The sequence below is a fragment of the Leucobacter muris genome, from assembly GCF_004028235.1.
Classification (GTDB): domain Bacteria; phylum Actinomycetota; class Actinomycetes; order Actinomycetales; family Microbacteriaceae; genus Leucobacter; species Leucobacter muris.
Window position 1 is genome coordinate 2,105,015 of sequence record NZ_CP035037.1, and the last position, 25,547, is coordinate 2,130,561.

Annotated in this window: 21 protein-coding genes and 1 pseudogene; 6 read left to right on the plus strand and 16 right to left on the minus strand. The window is 71.2% G+C overall.

Annotated elements, in window-relative coordinates; all coding sequences use genetic code 11:
• Positions 1 to 101: 101 nt before the first annotated feature.
• Complete coding sequence (locus tag Leucomu_RS09860) at positions 102 to 632, plus strand: Lrp/AsnC family transcriptional regulator (RefSeq protein ID WP_017883240.1); 531 nt, start codon at positions 102 to 104, stop codon at positions 630 to 632.
• 26 nt (positions 633 to 658) lie between these two features.
• Here the strand turns inward: Leucomu_RS09860 and Leucomu_RS09865 are convergent, their stop codons facing one another.
• From Leucomu_RS09865 to Leucomu_RS09905, 9 genes are all read right to left on the minus strand, one after another.
• Positions 659 to 1,135 carry an Lrp/AsnC family transcriptional regulator gene (locus tag Leucomu_RS09865; protein WP_017883241.1) on the minus strand — a complete coding sequence of 159 codons (477 nt, stop codon included), beginning with the start codon at positions 1,133 to 1,135 and terminating at the stop codon, positions 659 to 661.
• Between the two features lie 234 nt (positions 1,136 to 1,369).
• Positions 1,370 to 2,095: a 3-keto-5-aminohexanoate cleavage protein gene (locus Leucomu_RS09870; protein ID WP_128387113.1), complete on the minus strand. Its 726-nt coding sequence runs from the start codon at positions 2,093 to 2,095 to the stop codon at positions 1,370 to 1,372.
• An 87-nt stretch (positions 2,096 to 2,182) separates the two neighbouring features.
• Positions 2,183 to 2,872: an RraA family protein gene (locus tag Leucomu_RS09875; protein ID WP_128387114.1), complete on the minus strand. Its 690-nt coding sequence runs from the start codon at positions 2,870 to 2,872 to the stop codon at positions 2,183 to 2,185.
• A gap of 24 nt (positions 2,873 to 2,896) precedes the next feature.
• Positions 2,897 to 3,697, minus strand: coding sequence for a carbon-nitrogen hydrolase family protein (locus Leucomu_RS09880; RefSeq protein ID WP_017883244.1), 801 nt, complete (start codon positions 3,695 to 3,697; stop codon positions 2,897 to 2,899).
• 156 nt (positions 3,698 to 3,853) lie between these two features.
• Positions 3,854 to 4,954 (minus strand): ABC transporter ATP-binding protein, encoded by a 1,101-nt coding sequence (locus Leucomu_RS09885; protein ID WP_128387115.1) that lies wholly within the window; start codon positions 4,952 to 4,954, stop codon positions 3,854 to 3,856.
• A gap of 44 nt (positions 4,955 to 4,998) precedes the next feature.
• Complete coding sequence (locus tag Leucomu_RS09890; protein ID WP_128387116.1) at positions 4,999 to 6,057, minus strand: ABC transporter substrate-binding protein; 1,059 nt, start codon at positions 6,055 to 6,057, stop codon at positions 4,999 to 5,001.
• Between the two features lie 45 nt (positions 6,058 to 6,102).
• Complete coding sequence (locus tag Leucomu_RS09895) at positions 6,103 to 6,885, minus strand: ABC transporter permease (protein ID WP_017883247.1); 783 nt, start codon at positions 6,883 to 6,885, stop codon at positions 6,103 to 6,105.
• 3 nt (positions 6,886 to 6,888) lie between these two features.
• The gene (locus Leucomu_RS09900) at positions 6,889 to 7,755 is read right to left on the minus strand and encodes an ABC transporter permease (RefSeq protein WP_017883248.1); all 867 of its coding nucleotides are present in this window, start codon (positions 7,753 to 7,755) and stop codon (positions 6,889 to 6,891) included.
• Positions 7,756 to 8,072: 317 nt separating this feature from the next.
• Complete coding sequence (locus Leucomu_RS09905; RefSeq protein ID WP_128387117.1) at positions 8,073 to 9,356, minus strand: ATP-binding protein; 1,284 nt, start codon at positions 9,354 to 9,356, stop codon at positions 8,073 to 8,075.
• A gap of 380 nt (positions 9,357 to 9,736) precedes the next feature.
• Here Leucomu_RS09905 and Leucomu_RS09910 point away from each other — a divergent pair, with 380 nt between their 5' ends.
• The 3 genes from Leucomu_RS09910 to Leucomu_RS09920 all read left to right on the plus strand — a co-directional run bounded on the left by Leucomu_RS09910 (position 9,737) and on the right by Leucomu_RS09920 (position 13,850).
• Positions 9,737 to 11,326 (plus strand): DEAD/DEAH box helicase, encoded by a 1,590-nt coding sequence (locus Leucomu_RS09910; protein WP_128387118.1) that lies wholly within the window; start codon positions 9,737 to 9,739, stop codon positions 11,324 to 11,326.
• Between the two features lie 128 nt (positions 11,327 to 11,454).
• The gene (locus tag Leucomu_RS09915; protein ID WP_128387119.1) at positions 11,455 to 12,690 is read left to right on the plus strand and encodes an MFS transporter; all 1,236 of its coding nucleotides are present in this window, start codon (positions 11,455 to 11,457) and stop codon (positions 12,688 to 12,690) included.
• Between the two features lie 95 nt (positions 12,691 to 12,785).
• Positions 12,786 to 13,850, plus strand: a complete 1,065-nt coding sequence (locus tag Leucomu_RS09920) for a DUF4349 domain-containing protein (protein WP_128387120.1) — start codon at positions 12,786 to 12,788, stop codon at positions 13,848 to 13,850.
• Here Leucomu_RS09920 and Leucomu_RS09925 read toward each other — a convergent pair.
• From Leucomu_RS09925 to Leucomu_RS09935, 3 genes are all read right to left on the minus strand, one after another.
• Positions 13,817 to 15,184: a flavin monoamine oxidase family protein gene (locus Leucomu_RS09925; protein WP_128387121.1), complete on the minus strand. Its 1,368-nt coding sequence runs from the start codon at positions 15,182 to 15,184 to the stop codon at positions 13,817 to 13,819. The genes Leucomu_RS09920 and Leucomu_RS09925 overlap by 34 nt on opposite strands.
• A gap of 122 nt (positions 15,185 to 15,306) precedes the next feature.
• Positions 15,307 to 15,978: an antibiotic biosynthesis monooxygenase gene (locus tag Leucomu_RS09930; protein ID WP_164884535.1), complete on the minus strand. Its 672-nt coding sequence runs from the start codon at positions 15,976 to 15,978 to the stop codon at positions 15,307 to 15,309.
• Between the two features lie 247 nt (positions 15,979 to 16,225).
• Complete coding sequence (locus Leucomu_RS09935) at positions 16,226 to 17,746, minus strand: APC family permease (protein WP_017883255.1); 1,521 nt, start codon at positions 17,744 to 17,746, stop codon at positions 16,226 to 16,228.
• A gap of 243 nt (positions 17,747 to 17,989) precedes the next feature.
• On the opposite strand from Leucomu_RS09935, the gene Leucomu_RS09940 reads away from it, so the two are divergent.
• Positions 17,990 to 19,345, plus strand: a complete 1,356-nt coding sequence (locus tag Leucomu_RS09940) for an NAD-dependent succinate-semialdehyde dehydrogenase (RefSeq protein WP_017883256.1) — start codon at positions 17,990 to 17,992, stop codon at positions 19,343 to 19,345.
• Between the two features lie 320 nt (positions 19,346 to 19,665).
• Here Leucomu_RS09940 and Leucomu_RS09945 read toward each other — a convergent pair whose 3' ends face one another.
• From Leucomu_RS09945 to Leucomu_RS09960, 4 genes and pseudogenes are all read right to left on the minus strand, one after another.
• Positions 19,666 to 20,862 (minus strand): FAD-dependent oxidoreductase, encoded by a 1,197-nt coding sequence (locus tag Leucomu_RS09945; RefSeq protein WP_228407060.1) that lies wholly within the window; start codon positions 20,860 to 20,862, stop codon positions 19,666 to 19,668.
• A pseudogene (locus tag Leucomu_RS09950) lies at positions 20,859 to 21,487 on the minus strand (MBL fold metallo-hydrolase). Before Leucomu_RS09950 ends, Leucomu_RS09945 begins: the two are co-directional and overlap by 4 nt.
• A complete protein-coding gene (locus Leucomu_RS09955) occupies positions 21,487 to 22,572 on the minus strand; it encodes an S-(hydroxymethyl)mycothiol dehydrogenase (protein ID WP_128387123.1) in 1,086 nt (361 codons plus the stop codon). The pseudogene Leucomu_RS09950 and the gene Leucomu_RS09955 overlap by 1 nt, the downstream one beginning before the upstream one ends.
• A 169-nt stretch (positions 22,573 to 22,741) precedes the next feature.
• The gene (locus Leucomu_RS09960; protein WP_017883260.1) at positions 22,742 to 24,643 is read right to left on the minus strand and encodes an FAD-dependent monooxygenase; all 1,902 of its coding nucleotides are present in this window, start codon (positions 24,641 to 24,643) and stop codon (positions 22,742 to 22,744) included.
• 141 nt (positions 24,644 to 24,784) lie between these two features.
• On the opposite strand from Leucomu_RS09960, the gene Leucomu_RS09965 reads away from it, so the two are divergent.
• The gene (locus Leucomu_RS09965; RefSeq protein WP_017883261.1) at positions 24,785 to 25,501 is read left to right on the plus strand and encodes an IclR family transcriptional regulator; all 717 of its coding nucleotides are present in this window, start codon (positions 24,785 to 24,787) and stop codon (positions 25,499 to 25,501) included.
• Positions 25,502 to 25,547 lie beyond the last annotated feature (46 nt).

Sequence of the window (25,547 nt, forward strand, 5' to 3'; positions counted from 1 at the left end):
CGGCCTCCACTGACATTCGTGGGCGAGCGGCGCGGCGCCCGGCGCTTCACGCGGAGACGACGCTCGCCCGTCGCCCGACCGGGCGGCGCTAGACTGACTCCGTGAACGCGGCGAAGCAGCAAGAAGAAGACACCCTGCTCGACGACGTCGACCGCGACATCATCGACGAGCTGCGGGTCGACGGCCGTCTCTCGTTCTCCGAGATCGGCCGCCGCATCGGCTTCTCCGAGCCCACCGTGCGGCAGCGCTACAACCGGCTCGTCTCGCTCGGCATCATCTACGTCGCGGGCATGTACGACGAGACGAAGATCGGCGGCATCGCGGCGCACATCGGCATCCGCGTCACCGAGGTGCCCGTCGCGCGGGTCGCCGAGGAGATCGCGGATCACCCCAACGTCAAGTACGTCGCGTGCGCGCTCGGCTACTACGACATCATCCTCGACGTGGTCGCCCAGGACGCGCAGGAGCTCGGGCGCATCGTGCTGCAGGATCTGCGCCGCATCCGCGGCATCTCGGATCTCGAGACGCTCACGGTGCTCGAGGTGATGAAGGACACGTACCTGTGGCAGGGGTTTCGCGAACCGCTCCCCGCGAATCGCGCGGGCCGGCTGCTCAGCCGCCCCGGCCGGTGATGCTCAGCCGCCCCGGCCGGTGATGCTCAGCCGTCCGGGTCGCTGATGCTCTGCCCGGCCGTGCCGCGCAGCCCCTCCCACGTGTAGTCCTTGGCGAGCGACGTCACGATGATCGGCTGGATCGACGCTACGCCCGGGTGCCGGCGGATCTCGTCGAGCAGGTCGATGAGCTGGGGCTGGTCTCGGCAGGTCGCCTCGAGGTAGAGGTCGTGCGAACCCGCGACGAGTGCGACGTGGTTGATCTGGCTGATCCCGAGCAGCCCGTTCGCGACGGAGCGCGGGGTGAGGTTGCGAACGCGCAGCAGGAGGCGCACGACCTGGTGGCCGAGCAGCAGGGCGTTGCACAGCGCGACGATCTGCAGCACGTCGTCCTCGCGCAGCTTCGAGAGCCGCGTGCGCACGGTCGACTGGGAGACCCCGAGCTCGTCGGCGAGGGAGGCGAAACTGCGCCGCCCGTCGCGCGCGAGCATCTCGACGAGCCGTCGGTCCAGGTCATCCAGCATGCGTCCCGCCCCTCTCACCGCTGCACTCCAGGGTAGCGGTCCCCCGGGTCGGCTCGGGGGCGCGACGGCGAGCCGCGCCCCGTCCCGAGGCGGAGCCCGCGCGAAGCGGGCGCCGCCGAGGCCGACGCCCCCGGGGCGGAAGCGCCTCGACAGCCGTGCCCCGGGCGGGAAGCGATCGCGGTGCGACCCGGTTGCCCGGGCCGCCCCGCGATCGGGAGGCCGCGCGCCGTGCGGTCAGCGCCGCTCCAGCTCGCGCACCGCGCGCACGAGGTCGGCGTTGTCGCGCAGGGCGGATCCGTCCGGCAGGGTCACGCCGTCCTCGAAGCCGATCCGCGTCTCGCAGCCGTCCTCGATCGCGGCCTCGACGACGGGCCACACGGTCTCGTCGTACCCGTGGTAGAGGATGGGCGCCGTGACGCCGGCCTCGCGCAGCACGGCCGCGATCTCGCGGCACTGCGCGACGGCGAGCCTCGGATCCTCGGTCTCGGGTTCGATGAGCACGCGCACGTTGCGGTGCAGCGTGGGCGATGCCAGCAGGGCGGGCACGTCGTCCATCGACCAGACGGCCGACTCCAGGATCATGCCGCGCTCGAGCACCAGCTCGGCCGCCTCCGCGGCGCCCTCCTCGCAGAACGCGACCGACGCGAAGTCGGGCAGCGCATCGGCGGGCCAGGCGGCGACCTGCGCCATGCGCTCCTCGTGCGAGGAGACCGTCCAGAGGCCCGTGGTCGTGCCGATGACGACCGAGGGATCGGCGGCGCGCATCGCGCGCACCCACGCGCCCACGGCGTCGGGGCGGATGGTCTGCTCCCCGTCGTCGGTGATCACGTGCGCGTGCACGACGTCGGCGCCTGCGTCGATCGCGGCGAGGCTCGCAGCGACGATCTGTTCCGTGGTGCGGGGCACGGCGGAGTGCTCCTCGGTCGGGCGACCACCGTTGATGGCGGCTTTCAGCAGCATGTTCGATCCTTTCCAGGGGTATTCGGGCACGGCGGAGCACCGGCCTGCTCGGCCGGTCCCCCGCCGAGCGGAGAGTCTGAGGCGCCGCTACTGCGGCGTGTCGCTCGCGAGCAGCGCGTCGACGGTCTCGCTCGCGCCGGTGAGGCTGCCGAGCGGAGCGCCCGCCCGCAGCTCGGCGACGAGCTCGGGCTCCTCGGCGTCGTCCTGCAGTGCGATGTCGACGATCCGCTCGAGCACGTCGACCGGCACCGCGAGCACGCCGTTCGCGTCGGCGAGCACGGCGTCGCCGGGGCGCACCACCGCGCCGCCGCAGGTGACGGGCACGTTGACGCCGCCGGCGTCGATCCCGTGCAGCTTCGTGGTGAGCATGCTCGTGCCGCGCGCGTGCACGGTGAGGCCGAGCCGCTCGATCTCGTCGACGTCGGTCACGACGCCGTCGACGACGGCGCCCGCGGCGCCGCGGGCCACGAGCTGCGCCGCGACGACCTCGCCGAGGGGGGGGGCGTGCCGGCGGTCGCCGCCGGTGTCGAGCACGAGCACCTGGCCGGGCTCGATCATGCCGGCCGCGTGGTGCAGGGCGGTCGAGTCGGTGGCGGTGGTGCGCACGGTGAACGCCGTGCCGACCACTCGGCCGCCCGCGGCGACGATGCGACGCACATCGGGGTCGACGAACCCCTCCTCGAGGTAGTGCCCGAGCGTGGGGAAGCTCAGGCGCTCGAGCTTGGCCCGCAGTTCGTCGGGGAGGCCGTTCGGGGTGCTTCCGGTGTGGAAGAACATCGGTGTTCCTTTCGGGTCGTGCGACTACTGGACGCTGTAGTCGAGTTCGATGCGGCGGTTCTCGAGGGCGGGCAGCATCTCGCGGGCGCCGCGGGTGCGCCCGTCGTCGATGTCGGCGATGACGAGTCCCTCGTCGTGCGCGTCGGCCGTCGCGACGACCACGCCGAGGGGGTCGATCACGCGGCTGAGCCCGACGGAGTCGGGGCCGACCGTGCCGGAGGCGAGGAACCAGCTGACGTTCTCGATGGCGCGGGCCTTGGTGAGCACCTCCCAGTGCTCCTCCTTGCCCTTGCCGGACACCCAGGCGGCCGACAGCGAGATGACGTCGACGCCACGGTCGGCCATGCTGCGAAACAGCTCGGGGAAGCGCACGTCGTAGCAGTTCGCGATGCCGACGCGGAGCCCCTCGACCTCGATGATCGGGGGCAGCTCGGATCCGCGCGTGACGTACGCCGACTCCCGGTAGGCGAAGGCGTCGTAGGTGTGCATCTTGTGGTAGCGGGCGATCTCGCGGCCCTCGGGGTCGAAGGCGAGGATCGTGTTGTACGGCAGCGCGGCGTCGTTCGGCTCGTAGCCGGCGGCGATGATCGTCACACCGTGCTCGCGGGCGAGCTCGGCCAGCAGCTTCTCGAAGCGCGGCCACACGTCGCGCAGGATCTCGGGGAAGCGGGGCTTGATCTCGTCGTCGGCGAGCAGGGCCGCCTCCTCCGGGAAGACGACGAGGCGGGCGCCGCGGGACGCCGCCTCTGCGGTGTAGCGGCGGATGGTGGCGAAGTTGACGTCGGCATCGATGCCGGGCGACGTCTGGGCGACGGCGACTCTCATGATGGCCTCTCTCTGCTGCGGGGTCGGGTGGTACGGGGTCGGGTGGTGCGGGGTTGTACGGGGCGCGCAGGCGGGCGGGTGCGCGGGCGGCGGATCCGGGCCGCCGCTCACCGAGCGGGACCGGGGATCCGGGATCGGGGATCCGGGGTCGGCGGATCAGCGGATCACGATCCGGGCGTCCTCGGGCCGCCACCCGATGCGCAGCTCCTCGCCGACCGCGAGCCCGGGCAGGTCGCGCTCCTTCACGAGGCTCGGCAGCGACACCTTGATGGTGCGGCCGCTGACCGCGAGATGCACGTGCCACTCCTCGCCCAGGAAGGTGAGCGTCTCGACGGTGCCGGGCACGCCGTCGCCGCCGCGGCGCACGTCGATGCGCTCGGGCCGCAGCAGCAGCAGCGTCGCCGCCTGTTCGCGGTGCACGTCCTCGGCGAGCACACCGGGCAGCACGCCGACGCCCTCGAGCACCGCCCCCACCTCCTGGCCGGCCGCGCCGGCCGGCACGGTCACGTCGAGCAGGTTGCAGCTGCCGATGAAGCCCGCCACGAAGCGGGTCTCGGGCCGGTTGTAGATGTCTTCCGGCCCCGCGACCTGCTGCACGACGCCCTCGGACATCACGGCGATCCGATCCGACATCGTGAGCGCCTCCTCCTGGTCGTGCGTCACGTAGATGAACGTGATGCCGACCTCGCGCTGCATGCGCTTCAGCTCGTACTGCATCTCCTTGCGGAGCTGCTGGTCGAGCGCGCCGAGCGGCTCGTCGAGCAGCACCACCTTGGGGCCGGAGACCACGGCGCGCGCGAGGGCCACGCGCTGCCGCTGACCGCCCGAGAGCTGGTCCGGCTTCCGGTCCCCGAGGTGGGCGAGCTTCACGAGCTCCAGCGCCTCCCGTGCCCGGCGGTCGGCCTCGGCCTTGGGCACGCGGCGCACCCTGAGCTCGAAGACCACGTTGTCGAACACGGTGAGGTGCGGGAAGAGCGCGTAGCTCTGGAACAGCATGTTGAGATCGTGGTTGCGCGTCGGCACGTCCGTCACGTCGGCCCCGCCCAGCCGCACCCGGCCGCCGCTCGGCGTCTCGAATCCGGTGATCATGCGCATGAGCGTGGTCTTGCCGCACCCGGAGGGGCCGAGGATCGAGAAGAACTCGTTCTCGCGGATCTCGAGGTCGAGCGGGTGCATGGCGAGGTGCTCCCCGAAGCTCTTCGAGAGGCCCTCGATCTCGACGGCCGGTGCAGTGGTGGTCGTGGTCTGCGTATTCATGATCCCAATCGCTGTTCGCTCGGAGCTGTCGCTGCGTGTGGAGGTCAGGAGGCCTTCACGCGGGTCCAGCCGTCCTGGTAGAACTTCATGGCCGAGCCGGGGTCGACGATGAAGTCGGCCTCGGCCACCTGCTCCTCGGAGGCGTAGACGGCCGCGTTCGACAGCAGGCCCTGGTCGGTGACGTGCTCCTGCGCGGCCTGGTTGGCGCTCGCGAGGCCGCCGTCGTTCGTGGCCATCGCCGCGATCTCGGGGCGCAGCAGGAAGTTGATGAACTCGTAGGCCGCGTCCTGGTTGGGCGCGCCCTTCGCGATCGCGAGGCCGTCGACCCAGAGGCTGCCGCCCTCCTCGGGGATCACGTAGTGCACGTGCTCGTTCTCCTCGACGATCTTCGCGGTGCTGGTGCCGCCCCACGCCTCGGAGATGCAGACGTCGCCGTTCGCGACGAGCTCGCCGTAGTTGGTCGAGTTGTAGCCCGCGAGCAGCTTCTTCTGCTCGATGAGCGACTCGGTCGCCTCGGCGATCTCCTGCTCATCGGTGCTGTCGGCGCCGTATCCGTTGACCTGCAGGCCGGCGATGTAGGCGGCGAGCATGTTGTCGAGCATGTTCAGCTTGCCGTCCCACTTGGGGTCGAAGAGCGACTTCCAGCTGGTGATCTCCTCGCCGCCCGTGCACTCGTCGTTGTACATGAGTCCGGTCGTGCCCCACACCCACGGCACCGAGTACTCGAGGCCGGGGTCGTAGCTCGGGTCGGCGAAGGTCGATGCGATGTTGTCGATGCCCTCGAGCTTCGACTTGTCGAGCGGCTCGATCAGTTCCTGGCCCACGAGCTGCTGCACGGCGTACTGGCTGGGCTCGACGATGTCGTAGCCCGAGTTGCCGGCGGCGAGCTTCGAGATCATGGTCTCGTTGCTGTCGAAGCTGTCGACGTTGACCGCGATGCCGGTCTCCTCGGTGAAGGCGTCGAACACGCTCTGCGGGATCTCGTCGGCCCAGGCGTAGACGTTGAGCTGCTGGGAGCCGCCTTCGGAGCCGCCGCCGCTGCATCCGGTCAGCGCCAGCGCGGCGACGATGCCGGCGGCTGCGAGAGTCTTCTTCTTCTTCATGACGGGTGTCCTTTCGATGGGGTGAGGTACAGCTGGTTCGGAGCGCTACGAGCGGGAGTCGACGAGGATGCGCCGCATCTGGGTGACGCCGACCGCGAGCACGATCGCGAGCGTGAGCAGGATCAGCAGCGCGCCGAGTGCGTTGATGCTGGGGGTGAGACCGGTCTTGAGGCTCGAGTAGATCCGCAGCGGGAGGGTGGTCGAGCCGACGCCGCTCAGGAAGGTCGACATGACGATGTTGCTGAACGAGGTGGTGAAGCTCAGCAGCCACGCCGCGATCACGGCGGGCCGGAGCAGCGGGAAGTAGACGCGGGTGAAGGTCTGCCAGGGGGTGCAGCCGAGGTCGGTCGCGGCCTCCGGCAGGCTGGGGTCGAGCATGGCGGCCGAGCTCATGAGCACCAGCGTGGCGAGCGGGAGCGACACGATGAGGTGGCCGAGCACGAGGGTGGCGATGCCGAGGGGCACCTTGGTCGCGCTGAAGACGCTCAGCAGCGCGACGCCGAGCACGATCTCGGGCACGATGAGCGGCAGGGCGATGAGGGCCAGCAGCCCGCCCTTGCCTCGACCGCGGTAGCGGGCCATGCCGAGGGCGAACATGATGCCGACGATCGTCGCGACGGTGGCGGCGAGCACGGCCACGATGGCGCTCGTGCGCAGGGTCTGCATGAGGGCGCCGTCCTGGAACAGGTCGGCGTACCACTGCAGGGTGAAGCCCTCGAAGCGGGTGCTCGTGCCCGCGGCGTTGAACGAGTAGACGATCACCGCGGCGATGGGCACGTAGAGGAAGACGAAGACTCCACGGGCGATGCCGTTCACGATGCGATCCACGGGCTACGCCCCCTTCTTGTTCGAGGTGCGCTTCATGAGGAGTCCGATCAGACCCATCGAGAGCACCATGAGCACGAGCAGCACCATCGAGACGGCGGCGCCCATCGGCTGGTTGCGGAACTCGGTGTAGAGCGTGACGATCAGGTTGCCGACGAGCGGGTCCTTGCCGCCGCCGAGCAGCACGGGGATCACGAACACGCCCATGGTGGGGATGAAGGTGAGCAGCGCGGCGCCGAGGATGCCGGGGCGGCTGAGGGGCAGGATCACCCGTCGGTGCACGCCCCACCAGCTGCAGCCGAGGTCGGTCGCGGCCTCTTTGAGGGAGGGGTCGATCGAGCGCATGGACGCGTAGATGGGGAAGATCGCGGTGGGCAGGAACGCGTACAGCAGGCCGAGCACGACGGCGACGTTGCTCGGGATCATCGAGAACCCCGTGATGCCGAAGATGCCGAGCAGGCCTGCGATGGGGCCTCCTGATCCGAGGATCGTGATCCACGCGAAGGTGCGCACGAGGAAGTCGGTCCAGAAGGGGATGATGATGAGCAGCAGGAGCATGCCCTGCCGCCCCTCGGGCCGGGAGACGATGTAGTACGAGGTGAGGTAGCCGACCACGATGCAGACGACGGTGTTCAGCAGGCCGAGGCCGAGCGAGAACAGCAGCGTCTTCGAGTAGACGGGGTCGAGCAGCTTCGCGTAGTGCTCGAGCGTGAATCCGCCCGTGATCCCGCCGTAGTCATCGGCGACGGCGAAGCTGTTGCGCGCGACGATGAAGAGCGGAAGGATCCCGAGCAGCACCACCGATGCGATTCCGGGGATGAGCAGCAGCAGCGATCCGCGCTTCGGCCGTTCCTTCCGACCAAGGTGAATCATGCGTGTCGTCGATGTCACGTTGCTCCTTTGCACTCGCCTTCGGTCTGTGTAATGACCATCCTGGGCGGCGGGGCGAGTACCGCGCGCACGGATGGGCCGCGGAATCCGTGGAAGACGCCGCGAATCTTCACGCAGTCCGCGAGGCGGGTCCGGCGGGCCGCCCGCGGCGGTCGCGCGAAGCGGCCAGGATACGCGAAGCGCACGACGACTCGCCGGGAGCGCACCACTGATTCGGTTGCGCGCCCGGGGCGGCGCGCGGCGCGCGGCCGCGGGCCGCCGAGTCGGCGGCGCAGGGAGCGGGCGGTGCGCCCGCCAGCCTAGAGCCGCGCGAGCGTCTCGATGTCTTCAAGGAAGGTCGTCAGCTGCGCCTCGGAGACCGTCGCGCGCGTGACGGCGAGCGCCGCCAGGTAGTCGTCGGTCGCGAGGTCGGTGCGGGATCCGGATCCCGTGTCGCCCGCCCGCAGCGCCCGGGCGAGGGCCTCCTGGGAGGCCCGCCTGGCCGCGTACTCGATGTCGGCGGGGGTGAGGCCGGCGCTCTCGGAGACGAGGCTGCCGAAGTCGATGGCGCCGGCGAGGTGGGCGGGCACGTACCGCCGCCAGATCGCCTCGCGCGCCTCGTCGTCCGGCAGGCCGATCGGCAGCACGTAGTCGAAGCGCCCGTGGCGCAGGAAGGCGGCGTCGAGCCCCCGCACGAAGTTCGTGGCGCACACGAGCAGCAGCCCCTCGCGCGCCCTGAAGTCGGCCACGATCTTCAGCAGCTCGTTGGTCACACCCTGCGTGGGCGTGGGCGGGTCGCTGCGCTGGGAGGCGATCTCCTCGACCTCGTCGATGAACACGACGCCGTGCTCGAGCTCGCCGATCTGCTCGAAGACGCCCCGCAGCGATGCGGCCACGCTCGTCTTGCCGTCGCCGAGCCGCGACGGGAACACCTCGACGAACGGCCAGTCGAGCCGCGACGCGACCGCCTTCGCGAACGTCGTCTTCCCGGTGCCGGGCGGGCCGAACAGCATGACGGCGTGGGGTGGTACGACCCCGTAGCGGTCGGCGAGGTCGGGTTGCGCGAGCGGCGCCACGAGGCGCTCCTCGAGCAGCTGCTTCTCGCGGCGCATGCCCGCCACGTTCTCCCAGAGGTGGCGTGGCAGCACGCGGCCGCCCACGTCTTTCAGCAGGTCGAGCTCGCGCCGCTGCACGGGCATCTGCCGCTCGAGGTAGCGCAGGCTGTGCCGCACCTGGAAGCCGTTGGAGGTGAGCAGGTCGAGGCGGCTGCCCTCGGGCATGAGCACCGACAGCGTCGAGAGGCCGATCGGGGCCATCTTGCGTTCGAGAGCGTCGAGCAGCGCGCCCGAGACGTTGCCCGAGCGCGATGCCTCGGCGACCCCGAAGAACACGATCCACCCCTGCGCGTGCGCCGCCCGGCCGACCGCGGCGGCGACCACCTTCTCGTCGCGCACCGCGACCACGGCGTGGTCCTCCCGGCACGAGGCGGTCACCTCGGCGAGCGAGTAGACGGGCTGCTCGGCCGAGGAGCGCGCCTCCCACCAGAGCTGCACGACCGCGTCGAGGTCGTCGTCGTGGAAATCCCGGATCGTGATGCGTCCCATGCGCCGATCATGCCAGAGGGGGGCGCGTCGCGGCGCGTTCTCATCGAACCTCGCGCGTGCAGATCGGCGTTTCTTCTGCTGCGAGGCAGAACGATCGTGTTTCTCCCGTCGAGATCGATCACCCGTTTCGGCGCGGAACCCGCTAGGCTGGGACGCACGGGCCGGTCACGCCGGCCCCATCGTCGCTGATTTTCAAGCGTGATCCCCGCAAGACCGGCGGATCCGCACCGGTGCTCCAGGCACCGCGACTCTCCGCGGCGAACGGATGCGCGATCCCGCGCACTCGCCGATACCGCAGCGACGCACGGCCCGGGCCCGCCCGCATCCCATGATGCCGGCCCGCCGCCTCGCCGCGCGCTGCACCGCACAGAAAGGTCCACGTGACCGACACCAACTCCCCCACGTTCGAATCGCTCGGCGTTCCCGCGCCCATCGCGCACGCGCTCGACAAGAACGGCAAGACCTCTCCCTTCCCGATCCAGCGCGACACCCTGCCCGACACGCTCGCCGGCCGCGACGTGCTCGGCCGCGGCCGCACCGGCTCAGGCAAGACCATCGCCTTCGGCATCCCGCTCGTCGCGAACCTCATGGAGGACGTGCAGCAGAAGCGCCGCCCCAGCCGGCCCCGCGCCGTCGTGCTCGCACCGACCCGCGAGCTCGTCACCCAGATCGCCGAGACCGTGAAGATGCTCGCCGACCCGGTGGGCGTCAAGGTGACCACCATCTTCGGAGGCATCCCGCAGCGCCGCCAGGAGGCCGCGCTCGAGGCCGGCGTCGACATCGTCGTGGCCGCCCCCGGCCGCCTCGACGACCTCATGAAGCAGGGCCTCGTGAGCCTCGACGGCGTCGAGATCACGGTGCTCGACGAGGCCGACCACATGGCCGACATGGGCTTCCTGCCCGTCGTCTCGCGCATCCTCAACAAGACGCCGAAGGTCGGCCAGCGACTGCTCTTCAGCGCGACCCTCGACAACGGGGTCGACAACGTCGTGAAGAAGTACCTGCACGACCCGATCCTGCACTCCGTCGACAGCGCCGAGAGCCCCGTGCCGCAGCTCACCCACCACGTCTTCGAGGTGGCGGGCAAGGCGCAGAAGGACGCCCTCATCGAGGCGCTCGCCTCGGGCACCGCGCGCCGCATCTTCTTCACCCGCATGAAGCACCAGGCGAAGAAGCTCGCGAAGCAGCTCACCGCGGCGGGCATCCCCGCCGTCGAGCTGCAGGGCAACCTGTCGCAGAACGCGCGCGACCGAAACCTCGCCGAGTTCGTGAGCGGCGAGGCGAGGGTGCTGGTCGCGACCGACGTCGCCGCCCGCGGCGTGCACGTCGACGGCGTCGACCTGGTCGTGCACATCGATCCGCCCGTCGAGCACAAGGCGTACCTGCACCGCTCCGGCCGCACCGCCCGCGCCGGCAACGAGGGCGACGTCGTCACCCTCGTGCTGCCCGAGCAGCGGGGCGAGATGAAGCAGATCATGCGCGCCGCGAAGATCCGCGTCTCGCCGAAGCAGGTGAACCCGATGGCGCAGAGCATCGACCCCGAGGTGCTCTCGCTCATCGGCGAGGTGGCACCGCGGGTGGATCCGCGCGTCACCGAGCAGAAGCGCGCCGCCGCGCAGACGGCGCAGCAGCGCGCCGCCGGTCACGCCCCGGCGGGAGAGGGCCGCAGCACCGGCGCCAACGCGAAGCGCAAGCGCTCGCGCGGCGGCCGCGGTCGCGGCCCCGCCCAGGGCGCCGGATCGGGCCAGCAGGGATCGCAGCAGTCGGCCGGCGGCCGCCAGGGCGGCCAGGATCGCGCGGCGCAGTCGCAGGGCCAGCGCCGCGGCGGTTCGCAGCAGCGCGCCCAGCAGCCCCAGTCGCAGCAGCGCTCGCAGGGCGGGTCGGAGGCGCCGCGCGGGCGCCGTCGCGGCGGCCGCCGGGCTCAGAGCTCGGGCGGCACGGTCTACTCGACGAGCAGCCCGGGAGCCTGAGCGCGAGGGCGCCCGGGCTTCCCGCCCGGGCGCCCTCCGCGCAGTATCCGCAGCGTCAGCGCCTGTTCACCCACGATTCCGTAGCCGTTCGCGCTGTACACGCGCGATCCCGGTCGTATACTGATCTGATGGGCATTTATGGGTCACTGGCGCAGCAACCGGGGGTCGTCCGCGTACTCGTCTCGCAGCTGCTCGCCCGATTCCCCTTCGGGATGCTCTCGATCATCCTGCTGCTGCACATCCAGCTGGCCTACGGCGATTTCACCTCGGCCGGCATCGTGCTGGCCGCGCAGAGCGTCGGGCAGGCGGTCTCGGGCCCGCTGAGCAGCCGCTTCATGGGCCGCTTCGGCATGCGCCGGGTGCTCACCCTCACCTCGATCGTGTGCGCCGCACTGCTCGTGACCATCGCGCTCGTGCATCTGCCGCTCCCGATCGTCGCCGGGATCGCCGTCCTCATCGGCCTCACCACCCCGCCCGTCACACCGGCGGTGCGCACCCTGTACCCGAAGCTCGTGCCGAACACGCAGCTGTCGGCCCTCTTCTCGCTCGACGCCGCCGCCCAGGAGCTGATCTGGGTGTTCGGCCCGGTGGTCGCCGTCTTCGTGTCGTCGCAGTTCGGCACCACGGCGGGGCTCTGCGTGGCGGCCGGTTTCATGCTGGTCGGGGGTGCCTGGTTCATCCTGAGCCCGGCCGTGGGCGCGGTCAAGCTGCCGCCGTCGAGGCGCGGTTTCGGCGCCGTGCTGCGCTACCCGACGGTGGTCATCGCCACCGTGGTCGGCTTCTTCTTCGTCGCTTCGATGGCGGCGGTCGAGGCCGGGGTGGTCGCCGCCTTCGCGGGTGACGGGCACGGCGGATCCGGCGGGCACGGCAGCATGGAATCGGGCATCGTGCTCGCCCTGTTCGCGGGCGGATCCCTCGTGGGCGGCCTGCTCATCGGCCACCGCGAGATGCGCCCCTGGTCGCTGCTGCTGCGCATCACGCTCGTGCTCGCCGGCATGCTCGCCTGCGTGGTGAGCCTCAACATCTGGTGGCTCAGCATCGTGCTGTTCATCGGCGGCCTCGGCACCGCCCCCGCGTTCGCGGCGCTCTCGAACATCGTCGCCTCGACCGTGAAGTTCTCCGAGACGGCAGAGGCCTACGGCTGGGTGGGCATGGGGCAGCTCATGGGTGTGGCCGCCGGATCGGCGTTCGCGGGCGTCGCGATCGACGCGTTCGGCGCGCGCGGCGCCATCCTCGTCGCCGCCGCGATGCTCGCGGCCGCGGCGCTGTGCGCCGCCTCGACGATGCGCTGGATCCCGGATCTCAAGGGCCGCACGATCGAGGTGCCGCCCGAGACCGGCACGGTCACGATCCCGCTCGCCTAGGGCGCCACCTCTCGCGGATAACGATCTCGCCACGCACAGGCAAGCCGCAGGCGCCGTGCCACCCGCGCGAGCCCCGCGCATCGTAGGGTGTGGTCATGAAGCGCCGCATCGCACTCCCGATCGTCCTCGCCGCCGTGCTCGTCGCGCCGCTGGCCGCCTGCTCCGCGCAGTCCGGGGCCGGGCTCCCCTCGACCTCGCACGAGATGCCCACCCCCTTCACCGAGCTGGACCGCGGCGTCGTGGCCGAGGACTCGGCCGCTCCCGCGACCGGCAGCACCTCGGGCAGCCGCGCCGACCGCTCGGTCATCCGCACGGGCGACGTCTCACTCGAGGTGGCCGACCCCCGTGCAGCGGCCGACGAGATCGCCGAGGTCGCGGAGCGCCTCGACGGCGGCGTCGAGTCGTCGACGGTGCGACGGGCGGGCGGCGAGGTCGGCGACGTCGGCCCCGGTGCCGCCGCCGCGGCCGATGTCACGATCCGTGTGCCCGAGGACCGCGTCGACGAGGCGTTCGAGGCGCTCTCGGAGGTGGGCGAGGTGCTCTCGCAGAGCCGCTCCGAGTTCGACGTGACGACCGAGCACGTCGACCTGCAGGCCCGAGTCGCAGCCCTCGAGGAGTCGGTGGACCGGCTCACCGAGCTCATGGCCGGCGCCGCGACCACGAGCGAGCTGCTCGAGGCCGAGGCCGCGCTGTCGCAGCGCCAGCAGGAGCTCGACGGGCTGCGCGCCCAGCTGAAATCGCTCGAGGGGCAGGTCGACGAGGCGACCATCCACGTCTCTCTGCAGACGCGCTCGGCGCTGCCCGGCGGCGGCCCCGCCAACTTCTGGGAGGGCCTGCTCGCCGGCTTCGGATCGCTCGGCGCCGCGGGCTCGGGCGCGCTGGTGCTCGCCGGCATCCTGCTGCCCTGGCTGCTCGTCGCCGCGATCGTCGCACTCGGGATCGTGCTCATCGTGCGCACGGCGAGGCGCCGGCGGGCGCGCAGCGCGGACGCCGCCCCGCAGCAGCCCCAGCACGCCCAGGGCCCCGACCAGCCGACCGCGCAGCGGCCCGCCGCGCCCGACGCCGCGCAGCACCAGCCGGCTCAGTATCCGGCCGGTCACTCCCCGGCCGCCCAGCAGCCGCCGGCTCAGTACCCGCCCGCGCCGACGAGCGAGCCGTAGGGCAGCTCACGGCCGAGGATCCGCTCGGCCGCCCGGTGCCCCGAGGCCAGCGCAGCGGTCACGGTCGCGGGATCCTCGGCCCACGTCGCCTCGCCCGCGAGGTGCAGCACGCCGTCGATCGGCGTCGCGATGAGATCGTGATCCTCGGGCCGCGAGCCGACCGTCATGTAGGCGTACGCTCCCCCCGCCCAGCGGTCGTGCTGCCAGTGCGTGACGTGCACGTGCACGGGATCCGGGATCCCTTCGCCGTAGATGCCCCGCAGCGCCGCCATGACCGAGGCCGCCACCCGATCGTCGGACCAGTCCCGGATCTGCTTCGCGCACTCCCCCGCCGCGAAGGTGAGCAGCGTGGGCTCGCCGTGCAGGTCCGTGAGGTCGTACCAGGAGTGCCACCACTCGGCCGCCGCGCCCTGCCGTCGGATCGCGTAGACCCCCTCGTCCCAGAAGCGCTCGGGGAAGCGCAGGAAGACCTTCTCGAACGCGTTCATCTCGAGGCACGAGAGCGCGTCGGCGACCGGTTCCGGCAACGGCGGATCGAACACGATCCCACCCGAGCGCAGCACCCCCACGGGCGCGGTGATCACGGCCCGGTCGGCGGCGAAGGCTCCGCGGCCCGTCACGACCTCGACGCGAGCTCCCGCTGCGTCGCCGCCGCGTCGCACCACCCGCGAGACGGCGTGCTCCAATCGCACGTCGAGCCCCTCGGCGAGGTGCGTCGCGAGCCGGTCGTACCCCTCGGGGAACACCACCTCGTCGCCCTCGATCGCGTCGTCGTCGAGGCCGTGCGCGTCGAGCAGGCGCGCGTCGGCCCCGTACTGCTCCTCAGAGCGGTGGAACAGGTACTCCACCACCCGCGCGGCGCGCTCCGCACTCCAGCCGCGCTCGTCCGCCACCTCGGCGACCGCGGTCTCGGCGGCCTCCGCGTAGCTCGTGGCCGGCGCCGCCGCCGCGATCACCTCGCCGAGGCGCTCGTCGACGAGCGCAGCGTCCGTGACGAACCGTTGCGCAGCCGCCTCGTCGAGACGCGCGCCGTCGGGGCCGTAGTAGGCGATTGGCCGCCCGCCCGCCTGATAGCTGCCGACCGTGAACTCGACCGTGGGCATCCCCCACGCGGCGACCGCCTCGAACAGCGGGCTGTTCGAGACGCCGTGGATCCACGACGCCCCGAGATCCGTTACCCGCCCGCCATCGCGCTCCGTGTGCACGCGACCGCCGATCCGATCCCGCGCCTCGAGCACCGCGACCCGCTGCCCCGCCCCCGCCAGCAGCCGCGCGGCGGTGAGCCCGGCCACACCCGCGCCCACCACGATCGTGTCGAAACGCTCCACCGTCATCGTCCGCTCCCGCACTCGCTCCGAGACGGGCGTCGCCGTGACGCCCGCATGGAGTCAGGATACCGGCGCCCCGCGGCGGTATCCCGCTCGGTCCCCGGGCGCGCTCAGCCCCGGGGGTGCGCTCAGCCCCGCGCCGTCCCGGGAGGCCGCGGCGCGGCGGCCCGCGAGTCGAGCGCCTCGAGCAGCGAGCGCTCCGTGCGGATCGCGCCCGGGTTGCGGCGCAGCCAGGGTCGCAGCACCCGCGTCACGGCGGGCATCATCACGAAGGTCATGAGCGGGGCGAGCACCGTCACGACGAGTGCCGAGCGCAGCAGCACGGGCGCGTCGCCCCACCACGGCAGCGTCGAGATCACCCACGACGACGCGACGTTCACCGGGTACATGCCCACCCAGATGGCCATCGCCTGCTTCCAGCGCTGCGGCGCCGAGCGCACCACCACGGTGCGCGCGTCACCCGTTCGCACGTCGACGCTGCGCCGCAGCTGCGGCCCGTCGAACCAGCCCTCGATGCCGGTGCGACGCTGCACCCGGGCATCGAGGACGAGGGGGGAACCCGCTTCGAGCCAGCGCCGGCGCTGCTCCGAGCGCTCCCAGTCGCCGAGCGCCGCCTCATCGGCGAAGCGGTAGATCGCGTGCAGCACGTTCTCGTCGCCGCTGTCGCGCAGCACCCCGCCGCCCAGGCAGCCGTCGAAGCCGCGGGCGAGCCGCAGGCCCTCCTCGACCCACGCGACCGCGTCGCCGCTGCGGGCCGGCATCGTCTGCCGCCTGACCGCTACCGTGACCGGGGTTCCCATGCCGTCCATTGCAGCGCGGGCGCGTGACGGGGGCGTTACGCCCCGTCACGCCCCAGTGAAGAGCGAGTTACGATTCGGCGCGGATGCCGCGCCCCGGAGACGATCGGGCGCCCGAGGCGTCGCGGCACGGCCTTCGTGACCCGGTCTCCGGAAATCCCTCCTCGGGGATCCCGTACCCGGGCCCCGGCCCCATGGCCCGCGCCCCTCCGAGCCTCCGAGCCTCCGAGCCTCCGAGCCACGGCCCCGCTCACTCGTCGGGAACGAGCACCGGGGTGTCGCGGTTCAGGCTCTCGCCCCGGAAGAACGGCTTGGATCCCGGGCGCAGCCACCAGATGCCCATGAGCACGAAGCCGAGCAGGATCGCGCCGACCCCGATCACGAAGGCGCCGCCCACGCCGAGCAGCACGGTCTCGCTGTACTCCGTGCTCCACATGTCGATCGCCGACTGCACGAACGCGTAGCCGAGCATGAGACCGCCGAGCGCGGGCAGGATGCCGCGCATCCACAGGTTGCGGGCGCTGTCGCGCAGCGTGCCGCGGAAGTACCAGACGCAGGCGAACGAGGTGATCGCGTAGTAGAGCGCGACGGCGAGACCCATCGACGTGAGCGAGTCGGCGAGCATGTCCTCGGACAGGATCGACATGCCCACGTAGTAGATGATCGCCGCCGCGCCCATGAGCGTCGTCGAGAACCACGGCGTCTTGAACTTGGGGTGCAGCTCGGCGAACTTCGCGGGCAGCGCGCGGTAGACCGCCATCGAGAGGGTGCCGCGCGCGGTCGGCAGGATCGTCGTCTGCGTCGACGACGCCGCCGACAGCATCACGCCGAGGATCAGGAACCAGCCCCACGGCCCGAAGAGCGCGCCGCCCAGCACCGAGAACACGTCGTCGAGGCTCTCGGGGTTCGTGAGGCCGTACCCCGTGTCGCCGAAGCCGGCGAACATCATCACCACGACCGAGATGCCCACGTAGAGCACGATGAGCACCACGATGCTCGACAGCGCCGCGCGACCGGGCGTCTTGCGGGGGTTCTTGGTCTCCTCGTTGAGGGCGAGGCAGGTGTCCCAGCCCCAGTAGATGAAGAGTGCCAGCAGCACGGCCTCGATGAAGCCCGACCACGAGGTGAGCTCGGCGGGGTTGAACCACTGCCAGTCGAACGCGATCGAGTCGGGGTTGCCGCCGTCGAGCGAGTGCCAGAGGGCGAGCACGCCGAAGAGCACCATCGCGACGATCTGGATGGTCATGAGCACCATCTGCAGCTTCTCGCCGATCTGCACGCCGATCGTGCTCACGAACGTCATGATCGCCATGAACACGACCGAGGTGGCGACCACGATCACCCGGTTGTCGGCGAACTCCTCGTTGCCGAGCAGCAGCCAGAAGTACTTGCCCGTGATCTCCCCCACGTTGGCGAGCACCATGATCGCCGAGACCGCGACCGCCCAGCCGCCGATCCAGCCGACGACGGGCCCGAAGCCCTTGGTGCCCCACACGAAGGTGGTGCCGCAGTCGGGCATCTCGCGGTTGAGCTCCTGGTAGGCGAAGGCGGCGAAGATCATCGGCACGCAGGCGATGATGAAGACGAGCGGCGCCTGAGCGCCGACCGCGAGGATCACGTAGCCGAGCGTCGCCGCGAGCGAGTAGAGCGGAGCGGTCGAGGCGAGCCCGATCACCGTCGATCCCACGACGCCGAGCGCGCCCTGGTTGAGGCCCTTGCCGACGTGAATGTGCCCGGTGTCGGTGGCGTTGCCCAGCGTGTGCTTCTCCATGGGGTCATTCTGCTGCATCGGCTCGGATCTGGGAAATGGCCGGGCGGATCCGACACGCCGCGGCCATCGGCCCGCTCTGCCGCGGATTCCGCAGTTTTCAGCTCCATACACTATCGAGATCGACACCCGAAGCTGACTTGGGCTACGCGAAGACGGGGGCGTCCGCGCTAGTGCTGTGCACCGAGGTGTGCCAGACTTGGCACTGTCCGACACCCGACGAAGTCACTAAGGAGTGAGTCATCTATGGGCACCTTCGCCGTAATCAATCCGGCCACGGGCGAGACCGTCGCCGAGTACCCCGACGCGACGGCCGAGGAGATCGAGGCCGGCCTGGCTTCGGCTCAGCAGGCCTACAAGGAGTGGGCTCGCAAGACCACGGTCGCCGAGCGCGCCGCCCTGGCGAAGCGTGCCGCCGAGCTGTTCGAGGAGCGCAAGGACGAGCTGGGCGCGATCATCAACCGTGAGATGGGCAAGCCGCTCGACCAGTCGGTCGGCGAGGCCGAGTTCTCGGGCGCGATCACCGCGGCGTTCGCCGACAACGCCGAGCAGTGGCTGGCCGATGAGGAGCTGCAGGTCGAGGACGGCCTGAAGACCTTCTTCCGCTTCCAGGGCCTCGGCGTGATCCTCGGCATCATGCCCTGGAACTACCCCTACTACCAGGTCGCCCGCTTCGCGGTGCCCAACCTGATCCTGGGCAACACCATCATCCTCAAGCACGCCGCGCAGTGCCCCGAGTCGGCTCTCGCGCTCGAGAAGCTCTTCCGCGACGCCGGCTTCCCCGAGGGCGCCTACGTCAACGTGTTCGCCACCCATGACCAGATCGCCGACATCATCGCCGACGACCGCATCCAGGGCGTCTCGCTCACCGGTTCCGAGCGCGCCGGCGCGATCGTCGCCGAACAGGCGGGCCGCGCGCTCAAGAAGTGCGTGCTCGAGCTGGGTGGCTCCGACGTCTTCCTCGTGCTCGACACCGACGACCTCGACCACGCGGTCGAGCACGCCGTGGGCGGCCGCATGGAGAACACCGGCCAGGCCTGCAACGGCTCGAAGCGCATCGTCGTGCTCGACAAGTACTTCGACGAGTTCAAGGAGAAGTTCGTCGCCGCGATCGGCGGCCAGAGCTACGGCGACGACTTCGGCCCGCTGTCGTCGGCTCAGGCCACCAAGACCCTCTCGGGTCAGGTGCAGGGCGCGATCGATCAGGGCGCCGAGGTGCTCGTGGGCGACAACGAGCCCGAGGGCAATCTCTTCACCCCCACCGTCCTCTCCGGCATCACGCCTTCGATGGACGTGTACAGCCAGGAGCTCTTCGGCCCCGTCGCGCAGCTCTACAAGGTGTCGAGCGACGAAGAGGCGATCGAGCTCGCCAACTCGTCGCCCTACGGCCTCGGCTCCGTGGTCATCTGCGATGACCTCGAGCGCGCCGAGCGCGTGGGCGACCAGCTCGACGTGGGCATGGTCTTCATCGGCGGCGCCGGCCTCGAGGGCGCGGACGTGCCCTTCGGCGGCGTGAAGAAGTCGGGCTACGGCCGCGAGCTCGGCAAGGTCGGCATGCTCGAGTTCGCCAACAAGAAGCTCTTCCGCTTCGCGCAGAAGTAGGCCTCTCGGCGAGACGCGCGGCCCCGGCGACCATCGGTCGCCGGGGCCGCCCGCGTTTCCGGCCCCGTGCGCAGGTGCCCCCGGGCCGTGCGTGTCGTTCGTTTCGTGTCGTTCCCGAGCCTGCCGATGGGAGCCCCTGTCCCCTCCTTACTTCCCCGCGAGTGGGCAGAAACTGCTGCGCTCCCCCCGATCCGCGCACCTTTTCGACCACTCGACGGGTCTTCTGCCCTTCGAAGAGTTCAGGGGGCCGGCAAAACCCAGGGAGCGAGCAGACTCAGGGGCAGGCACGCTCTGGCCAGGCACGCTCTGGGCAGGCAGCCTCAGGGGCAAGCACACGCAGGCCCGGAGCGCGAGTGGCGCGCGAGCACGCGCGCGCCTACGCGTGCGCGGCGAGCCTGAACGCCTCGGGCGGCGTCCGCTCGCCGAGCGCGGCGTCGGCGAGCACCCGCCCGATCGCGGGCACGAACTTGAATCCCTGCCCCCGAGAAGCCCGCGGCGATCGTGAGCGGCCCGCACTGGTCGAGCACGAAGCGCTCGCTCTCGGTCGAGGTGTAGGTGCAGCTGATCTCGACGGCCGAGTCGGGATCGAGGCCGGGGAACCACTCGGCGACGTGCTCGCGCAGCCTGCGGCGCAGTTCGTCGGTCGCGCGGAACGCCCGCGCGTCGGGGTCGCCCGCCTCGCCGGTGAGGTGCAGGCCCACCTTCACGCCCTCGCCCGGGGTGAGCATGCCGTAGACGGTGCCCCGGCTGGCGCCGCGCTCGTCGAGCTCGCGCGGGAAGTGGTTGAACGACGGCCAGGCGGCCGACTCGTAGCCGGGGCGGATCGCGAAGTGGGCGGGGTGCTCCTCGGTGACGGTGAGCGGCGGCAGCCGCACGAGCCCGTCGAGCAGCGGCGCGCTCCACGCGCCGGCCGCCACGACCGCGCCCTCGGCCTCGACGCGCACGAGGCCCTGCGGGCCCTCGGCGGTCACGAGGACCCGATCCTCGCCTGGCTCGATGCCGACGACCCGGTGCCCGTAGCGCAGTTCGGCGCCGTCGCCGCGCGCGAGGTCGGCGAGCACCCGCAGCGCGGCGGCGGCGTCGACGCGCCCGGCCTCACGGTTCACGAGCGCGTCGGTCTCGAAGCGCAGGCCGGGCCACCGATCCCGAGCGGCGGCGGCGCTCACCATCTCGGCGGCAGCGCCCCGGGCTCGCAGGGCCTCGTACGCGGCCGTCACGCGGTGCTCGGCGCCGTGCGTGACGAGCCCGTCGAGAGTGAGCAGATCGTGCCCCGACGCCCGCTCGAGCACGCGGAAGAGCCGCAGCGACTCGTCGTAGAGGTCGAGGAAGTGATCGTCGGCGTAGGCGTTGTTCATGTTGCGCGTGGCGCCGTGGGAGGCGCCGCGCGAGTGGCCGGGCTCGAAGCGTTCGAGCAGCAGCACTCGGATACCGCGCTGCGCGAGCTGCCACGCGGCGGCGAGGCCCATGGCCCCGCCGCCGACGATCACTCGGTCGAAGCGCTCGACGGTTCGGCTCAATGCCCCCTCGCGATCCACTCGTCGAGGTGCGGCGCCTCCTCGCCGATGACCGTGGTGTCGCCGTGGCCCGTGTGCACGACCGTCTCGGGGGGGGCAGCGTGAACAGCCGATCCCGAATCGACTCGATGATCGTGGGGAAGTCGCTGTAGGAGCGGCCGGTCGCGCCGGGGCCGCCGTTGAACAGGGTGTCGCCGGTGAACACGGCGCCGAGCGCGGGAGCCGAGAAGCACGTAGACCCCGGAGAGTGCCCCGGTGTGTGCAGGGCCGCGAGGCGCACGCCGGCGACCTCGAACACGTCGCCGTCGGCGATCTCGGCGTCGGGGGCCTCGTCGTGGACGGCGTCCCACAGCACACGGTCGTCGGGGTGCAGGTGCAGCGGCGCGCCGAGCTTCTCGGCGGTCTCGCGCGCGGCCCGGACGTGATCGTCGTGCCCGTGGGTGAGCAGGATCGCGCGCACCTCGCGCTCCCCGACGGCGGCGGCGACCGCGTCGGCGTCGTGTGCGGGGTCGATCACGATCACCTCGGCGTCGTCGCCCACGATCCACACGTTGTTGTCGACATCCCAGGTGCCGCCGTCGAGCGAGAAGGTGCCGCTGGTGACCAGGTTCTCGATGCGGGCGACCATCAGAGCACCACCACCGATCGCAGCACGTTGCCGCCGCTCATCTTCGCGAACGCGGCCTCGACGTCGCCGAGGCCGATGCGCTCGGTGACGAAGCCCTCGAGGTCGAGGCGGCCCAGCTTGTACTGGTCGATGAGCATCTGGAAGTCGCGGCTGGGCAGGCAGTCGCCGTACCACGACGATTTCAGCGAGCCGCCGCGACCGAAGACGTCGAGCAGGGGCAGTTCGAGCCTCATGTCGGGGGTGGGCACGCCGACGAGCACCACGCGCCCCGCGAGGTCGCGGGCGTAGAACGCCTGCTGGTAGGTCTCGGGCCGGCCCACGGCGTCGATCACGACGTCGGCGCCGAAGCCGCCGGTGAGGGCGCGGATCGCTTCGACCGGGTCTTCGTCGCGCGAGTTGACGGTGCGAGTGGCGCCGAAGCGCTTCGCCTGCTCGAGCTTCGCGTCGTCGATGTCGACGGCGATGATGGTGGTCGCGCCGGCGAGCTGGGCGCCGGCGATCGCGGCGGTTCCGACGCCGCCGCAGCCGATCACCGCGACCGACTCGCCGCGGCGCACCTCGCCGGTGTTGATCGCCGCGCCGATGCCGGCCATGATGCCGCAGCCGAGCAGGCCGACGGCGGCCGCGTCCGACTCCTCGTCGATCTTCGTGCACTGGCCGGCGGCGACGAGGGTCTTCTCGGCGAAGGAGCCGATGCCGAGCGCCGCCGACAGCTCGGTGCCGTCTTCGAGCGTCATCTTCTGCTTCGCATTGTGGGTGGCGAAGCAGTACTGCGGCTGCCCCTTGGCGCAGGCGCGGCACTGGCCGCAGACGGCGCGCCAGTTCAGGATCACCCGGTCGCCCACCGCGACCTCGGTGACGCCCTCGCCGATCGCGGCGACGCGCGCGGTCGACTCGTGGCCGAGCAGGTACGGGAACTCGTCGCCGATGCCGCCCTGCTGGTAGTGGTAGTCGGTGTGGCAGACGCCGCAGCTGAGCACGTCGACCACCACCTCGCCCGGCCCCGGATCGGGCACGATCACCGTCTCGGTGGTGGCCGGCGCGTTCTTCTCGCGCACCACCACTCCCTGCACTCGATAGACCACGCGGTCCCCCTTCGTCCGGCGGCGCCCCAGGTCACGGCGCCGTGCTCCTTCGAGCCTAGGCCGTCGCGGGCGATTCCTCATCTCCGGCGTGCGCGTGGGCGCGTACGACGCGCGAAGGCCTCGGATCCGCGACGGGATCCGAGGCCTGCTGCTGCGCCCGATCGGGCGCTCAGCGTGCGAGGAGGATCGGCTCGAAGAACTCGGCGGTCCGCTCGGGGGCGTCGAGGGGGAGGATCGCCGAGACGTAGTGGTCGGGGCGCACGATCACGACGGCGCCGTCGCGGCTGATGCCGCGCTGCTCGAAGATGTCGTCTTCGGGCTTGGCCGCGTAGATCTTCTCGTAGTCGACGAGCTGGAAGGGGCCGGAGAGGGGGCGGAAGAGCTCGTCGAGCGCCATGATGTCGACGTCGTGGTGCTCCTGCTGCATGACCGCCTTCACGTCGAAGATCGAGTCGATGTCGTCGCCGGCCGGGGTGAATCGGCGGATCGGCGACTCGTCGGAGGTGCGCAGCCACTCGGCCCAGCGTGCGAGCCGCTCGCCCGAGGCGTCGGCGAAGGCGTAGACGCGGAAGCGGCCGTCGGCGCGGTGGTGGTGGCCGATGTGCACGTCGACGGCGTCGGCGACGCGCGTGGTCATGACCGACTTGAAGCGCTTGCCGAGGGGGAAGCCGCTCGCGAGCTGCTGGTTCTCGGGGGCGCTCGTGATCATCGAGGGCTCGTACTCGGTCATGAACCCGGCGGGGAACTCGGCGGTCTGCACGTAGAAGTCGCGCAGCTGCGAGGGCGAGTCGAACTCCTCCGGCTTCTTCGCCATGAGCGTCGACCACTCAAGGTCGAAGTCGATGAGGTTCTTCGCGGTGACCTGGCGCTCGTCGGAGTAGGTCTTCAGCAGCGACTCGGGGCTGCGGCCCTCGAGCACGTAGCCGAGCTTCCAGCCCAGGTTCCAGCCGTCCTGCATGGAGACGTTCATGCCCTGGCCCGCCTTGGCGCTGTGGGTGTGGCAGGCGTCGCCCATGAGGAAGACGCGGGGCTTGCCGTCGGGCGAGGTCGCGGCGTCGTCGAAGCGGTCGGTGAGGCGGTGGGCCACCTCGTAGACGCTGTGCCAGGGCACGTCGCGCACGTCGAGCGTGTAGGGGTGCAGGATCGCGTTGGCCTGCGCGATGACGGCTTCGAGCGGGGTCTCGCGCACCCGGCCGCCGTCGTGCTCGTCGGTCTCGCCGAGGTCGACGTAGATGCGGCAGAGGTGGTTGCCCTCGCGGGGGATGTGCAGGATCGAGCCGGCTTCGGAGTTGATGATGCACTTCTTGCGGATGTCGGGGAAGTCGGTGCGCGGCAGCACGTCCATGACGCCCCACGCGTGCATCGAGGCGCCGCCCTGCAGGGAGCCGCCGATCGAGCGGCGCACGCCGGAGCGGGCGCCGTCGGCGCCGATGACGTACTTCGCCCGGACGGTGAACTCGTCGCCGGTGGAGACCTCCGAGTCGACGGTGTTGATGCCTGCACCGCTGTACCCGGAGACGCGGCGCAGGGTGACCTCGACGGGGTACTCGCCCTCGCCGACCTGCAGGTCGACGAACTCGTAGCCGTAGTCGACGTCGCCGCGCGCCGGGGCGCGGCGCGCGTACTCGGCGAAGTAGTCGATGACGCGGGCCTGGTTCACGATGAGGTGGGGGAACTCGCTGATGCCCTGCGGGTCGTCGGGGGTGAAGCCGGTGCGCACGATGTTCCGGGGGTTCTGGGGGTCGGGGTTCCAGAAGGCCGTCTCGGTGATCCGGTAGGCCTCTTTGGTGATCTCCTCGGCGAATCCGAAGGCCTGGAAGGTCTCGACGCTGCGCGCCTGGATGCCGTCGGCCTGGCCGAGCACGAGGCGACCGTCGCGGCGCTCGATGGTGCGGGTGACGATGTTCGGGAACTGGGCGAGCTGCGCCGCGGCCGTGATGCCGGCGGGGCCGGAGCCGACGATGAGCACGTCGATCTCGGAGGGGAGCTCTTCGGGTCGGTCGAGCCCGACGCCGGCCGCCGGCTGCACGCGCGGGTCGGTGGAGACGTATCCGTGATGATGGAACTGCACTGTTTCTCCTCACTGAGCGGGGCCGAGCCCAGCCTATTCACTATGTGAATATCAAGTTTGAATATCGCACAGCAAGAATAAACCGCGGCGCGCGATCGCACAACACCGTCCGGCAACAATTCCTACGGGAGAATATGCCCCATGAACACTTCGTCCGCGAGGGGACCGGCGACCGCCGGATCGCAGACCCTCTCCCGGGGGCTGCAGGCGCTCGAGCTGCTCGGCGAGGCCGAGGCCCCACTCACGATCAACGAGCTCGCCGAGGGGCTCGGGATCCACCGCTCCAACGCCTACCGCATCCTGCGCACGCTCGAGCAGCGCCGCTTCGTCGCGCGCGACGAGGCGGGCCGGATCCGCCTGGGGCCGAAGCTCACCGCGCTCGCCCGCGGCGTCGCCCCCGCGCTGCACACGGCCGCGACGCCCGCGATCACCGAGCTCGCCTACCGACTCGGCATGACCGCCTTCCTGACGGTGCTCGACATCGACGAGGTGGTCACCCTGATCACGGTCGAGCCCTCGAATGCGACCGCCATCGCCAGAAACCCCGGCGTGCGCCACCCCGTCGAACGGGGCGCCCCCGGCCACGCCATGGAGGCGTCGCTCTCGGCCGTCGAGCGCGAGCGCCTGCTCGGCAGCCCCGAGTTCGGCGAGGCCGCCCTCGCCGCGAAGCGCGACGGCTACGCGCTCAGCCGACACGAGGTCGTCGAGGGCGTGATGGGCGTCGCGGTGCCGCTGCGCATCCCCGGCGAGCCGCCGGCCGCGGTCGCGGTCGTGCACTTCTCGCTGCCCGAGTCGCTCGACGACATCGTCGGGGCACTGCAGGGCGCGGCGCGGGAGATCGCCCAGAATTACGCGTGAGCCGCCGCGTTTATCACTACAATGGGTGCGTCCAGCTCGGTCGGGT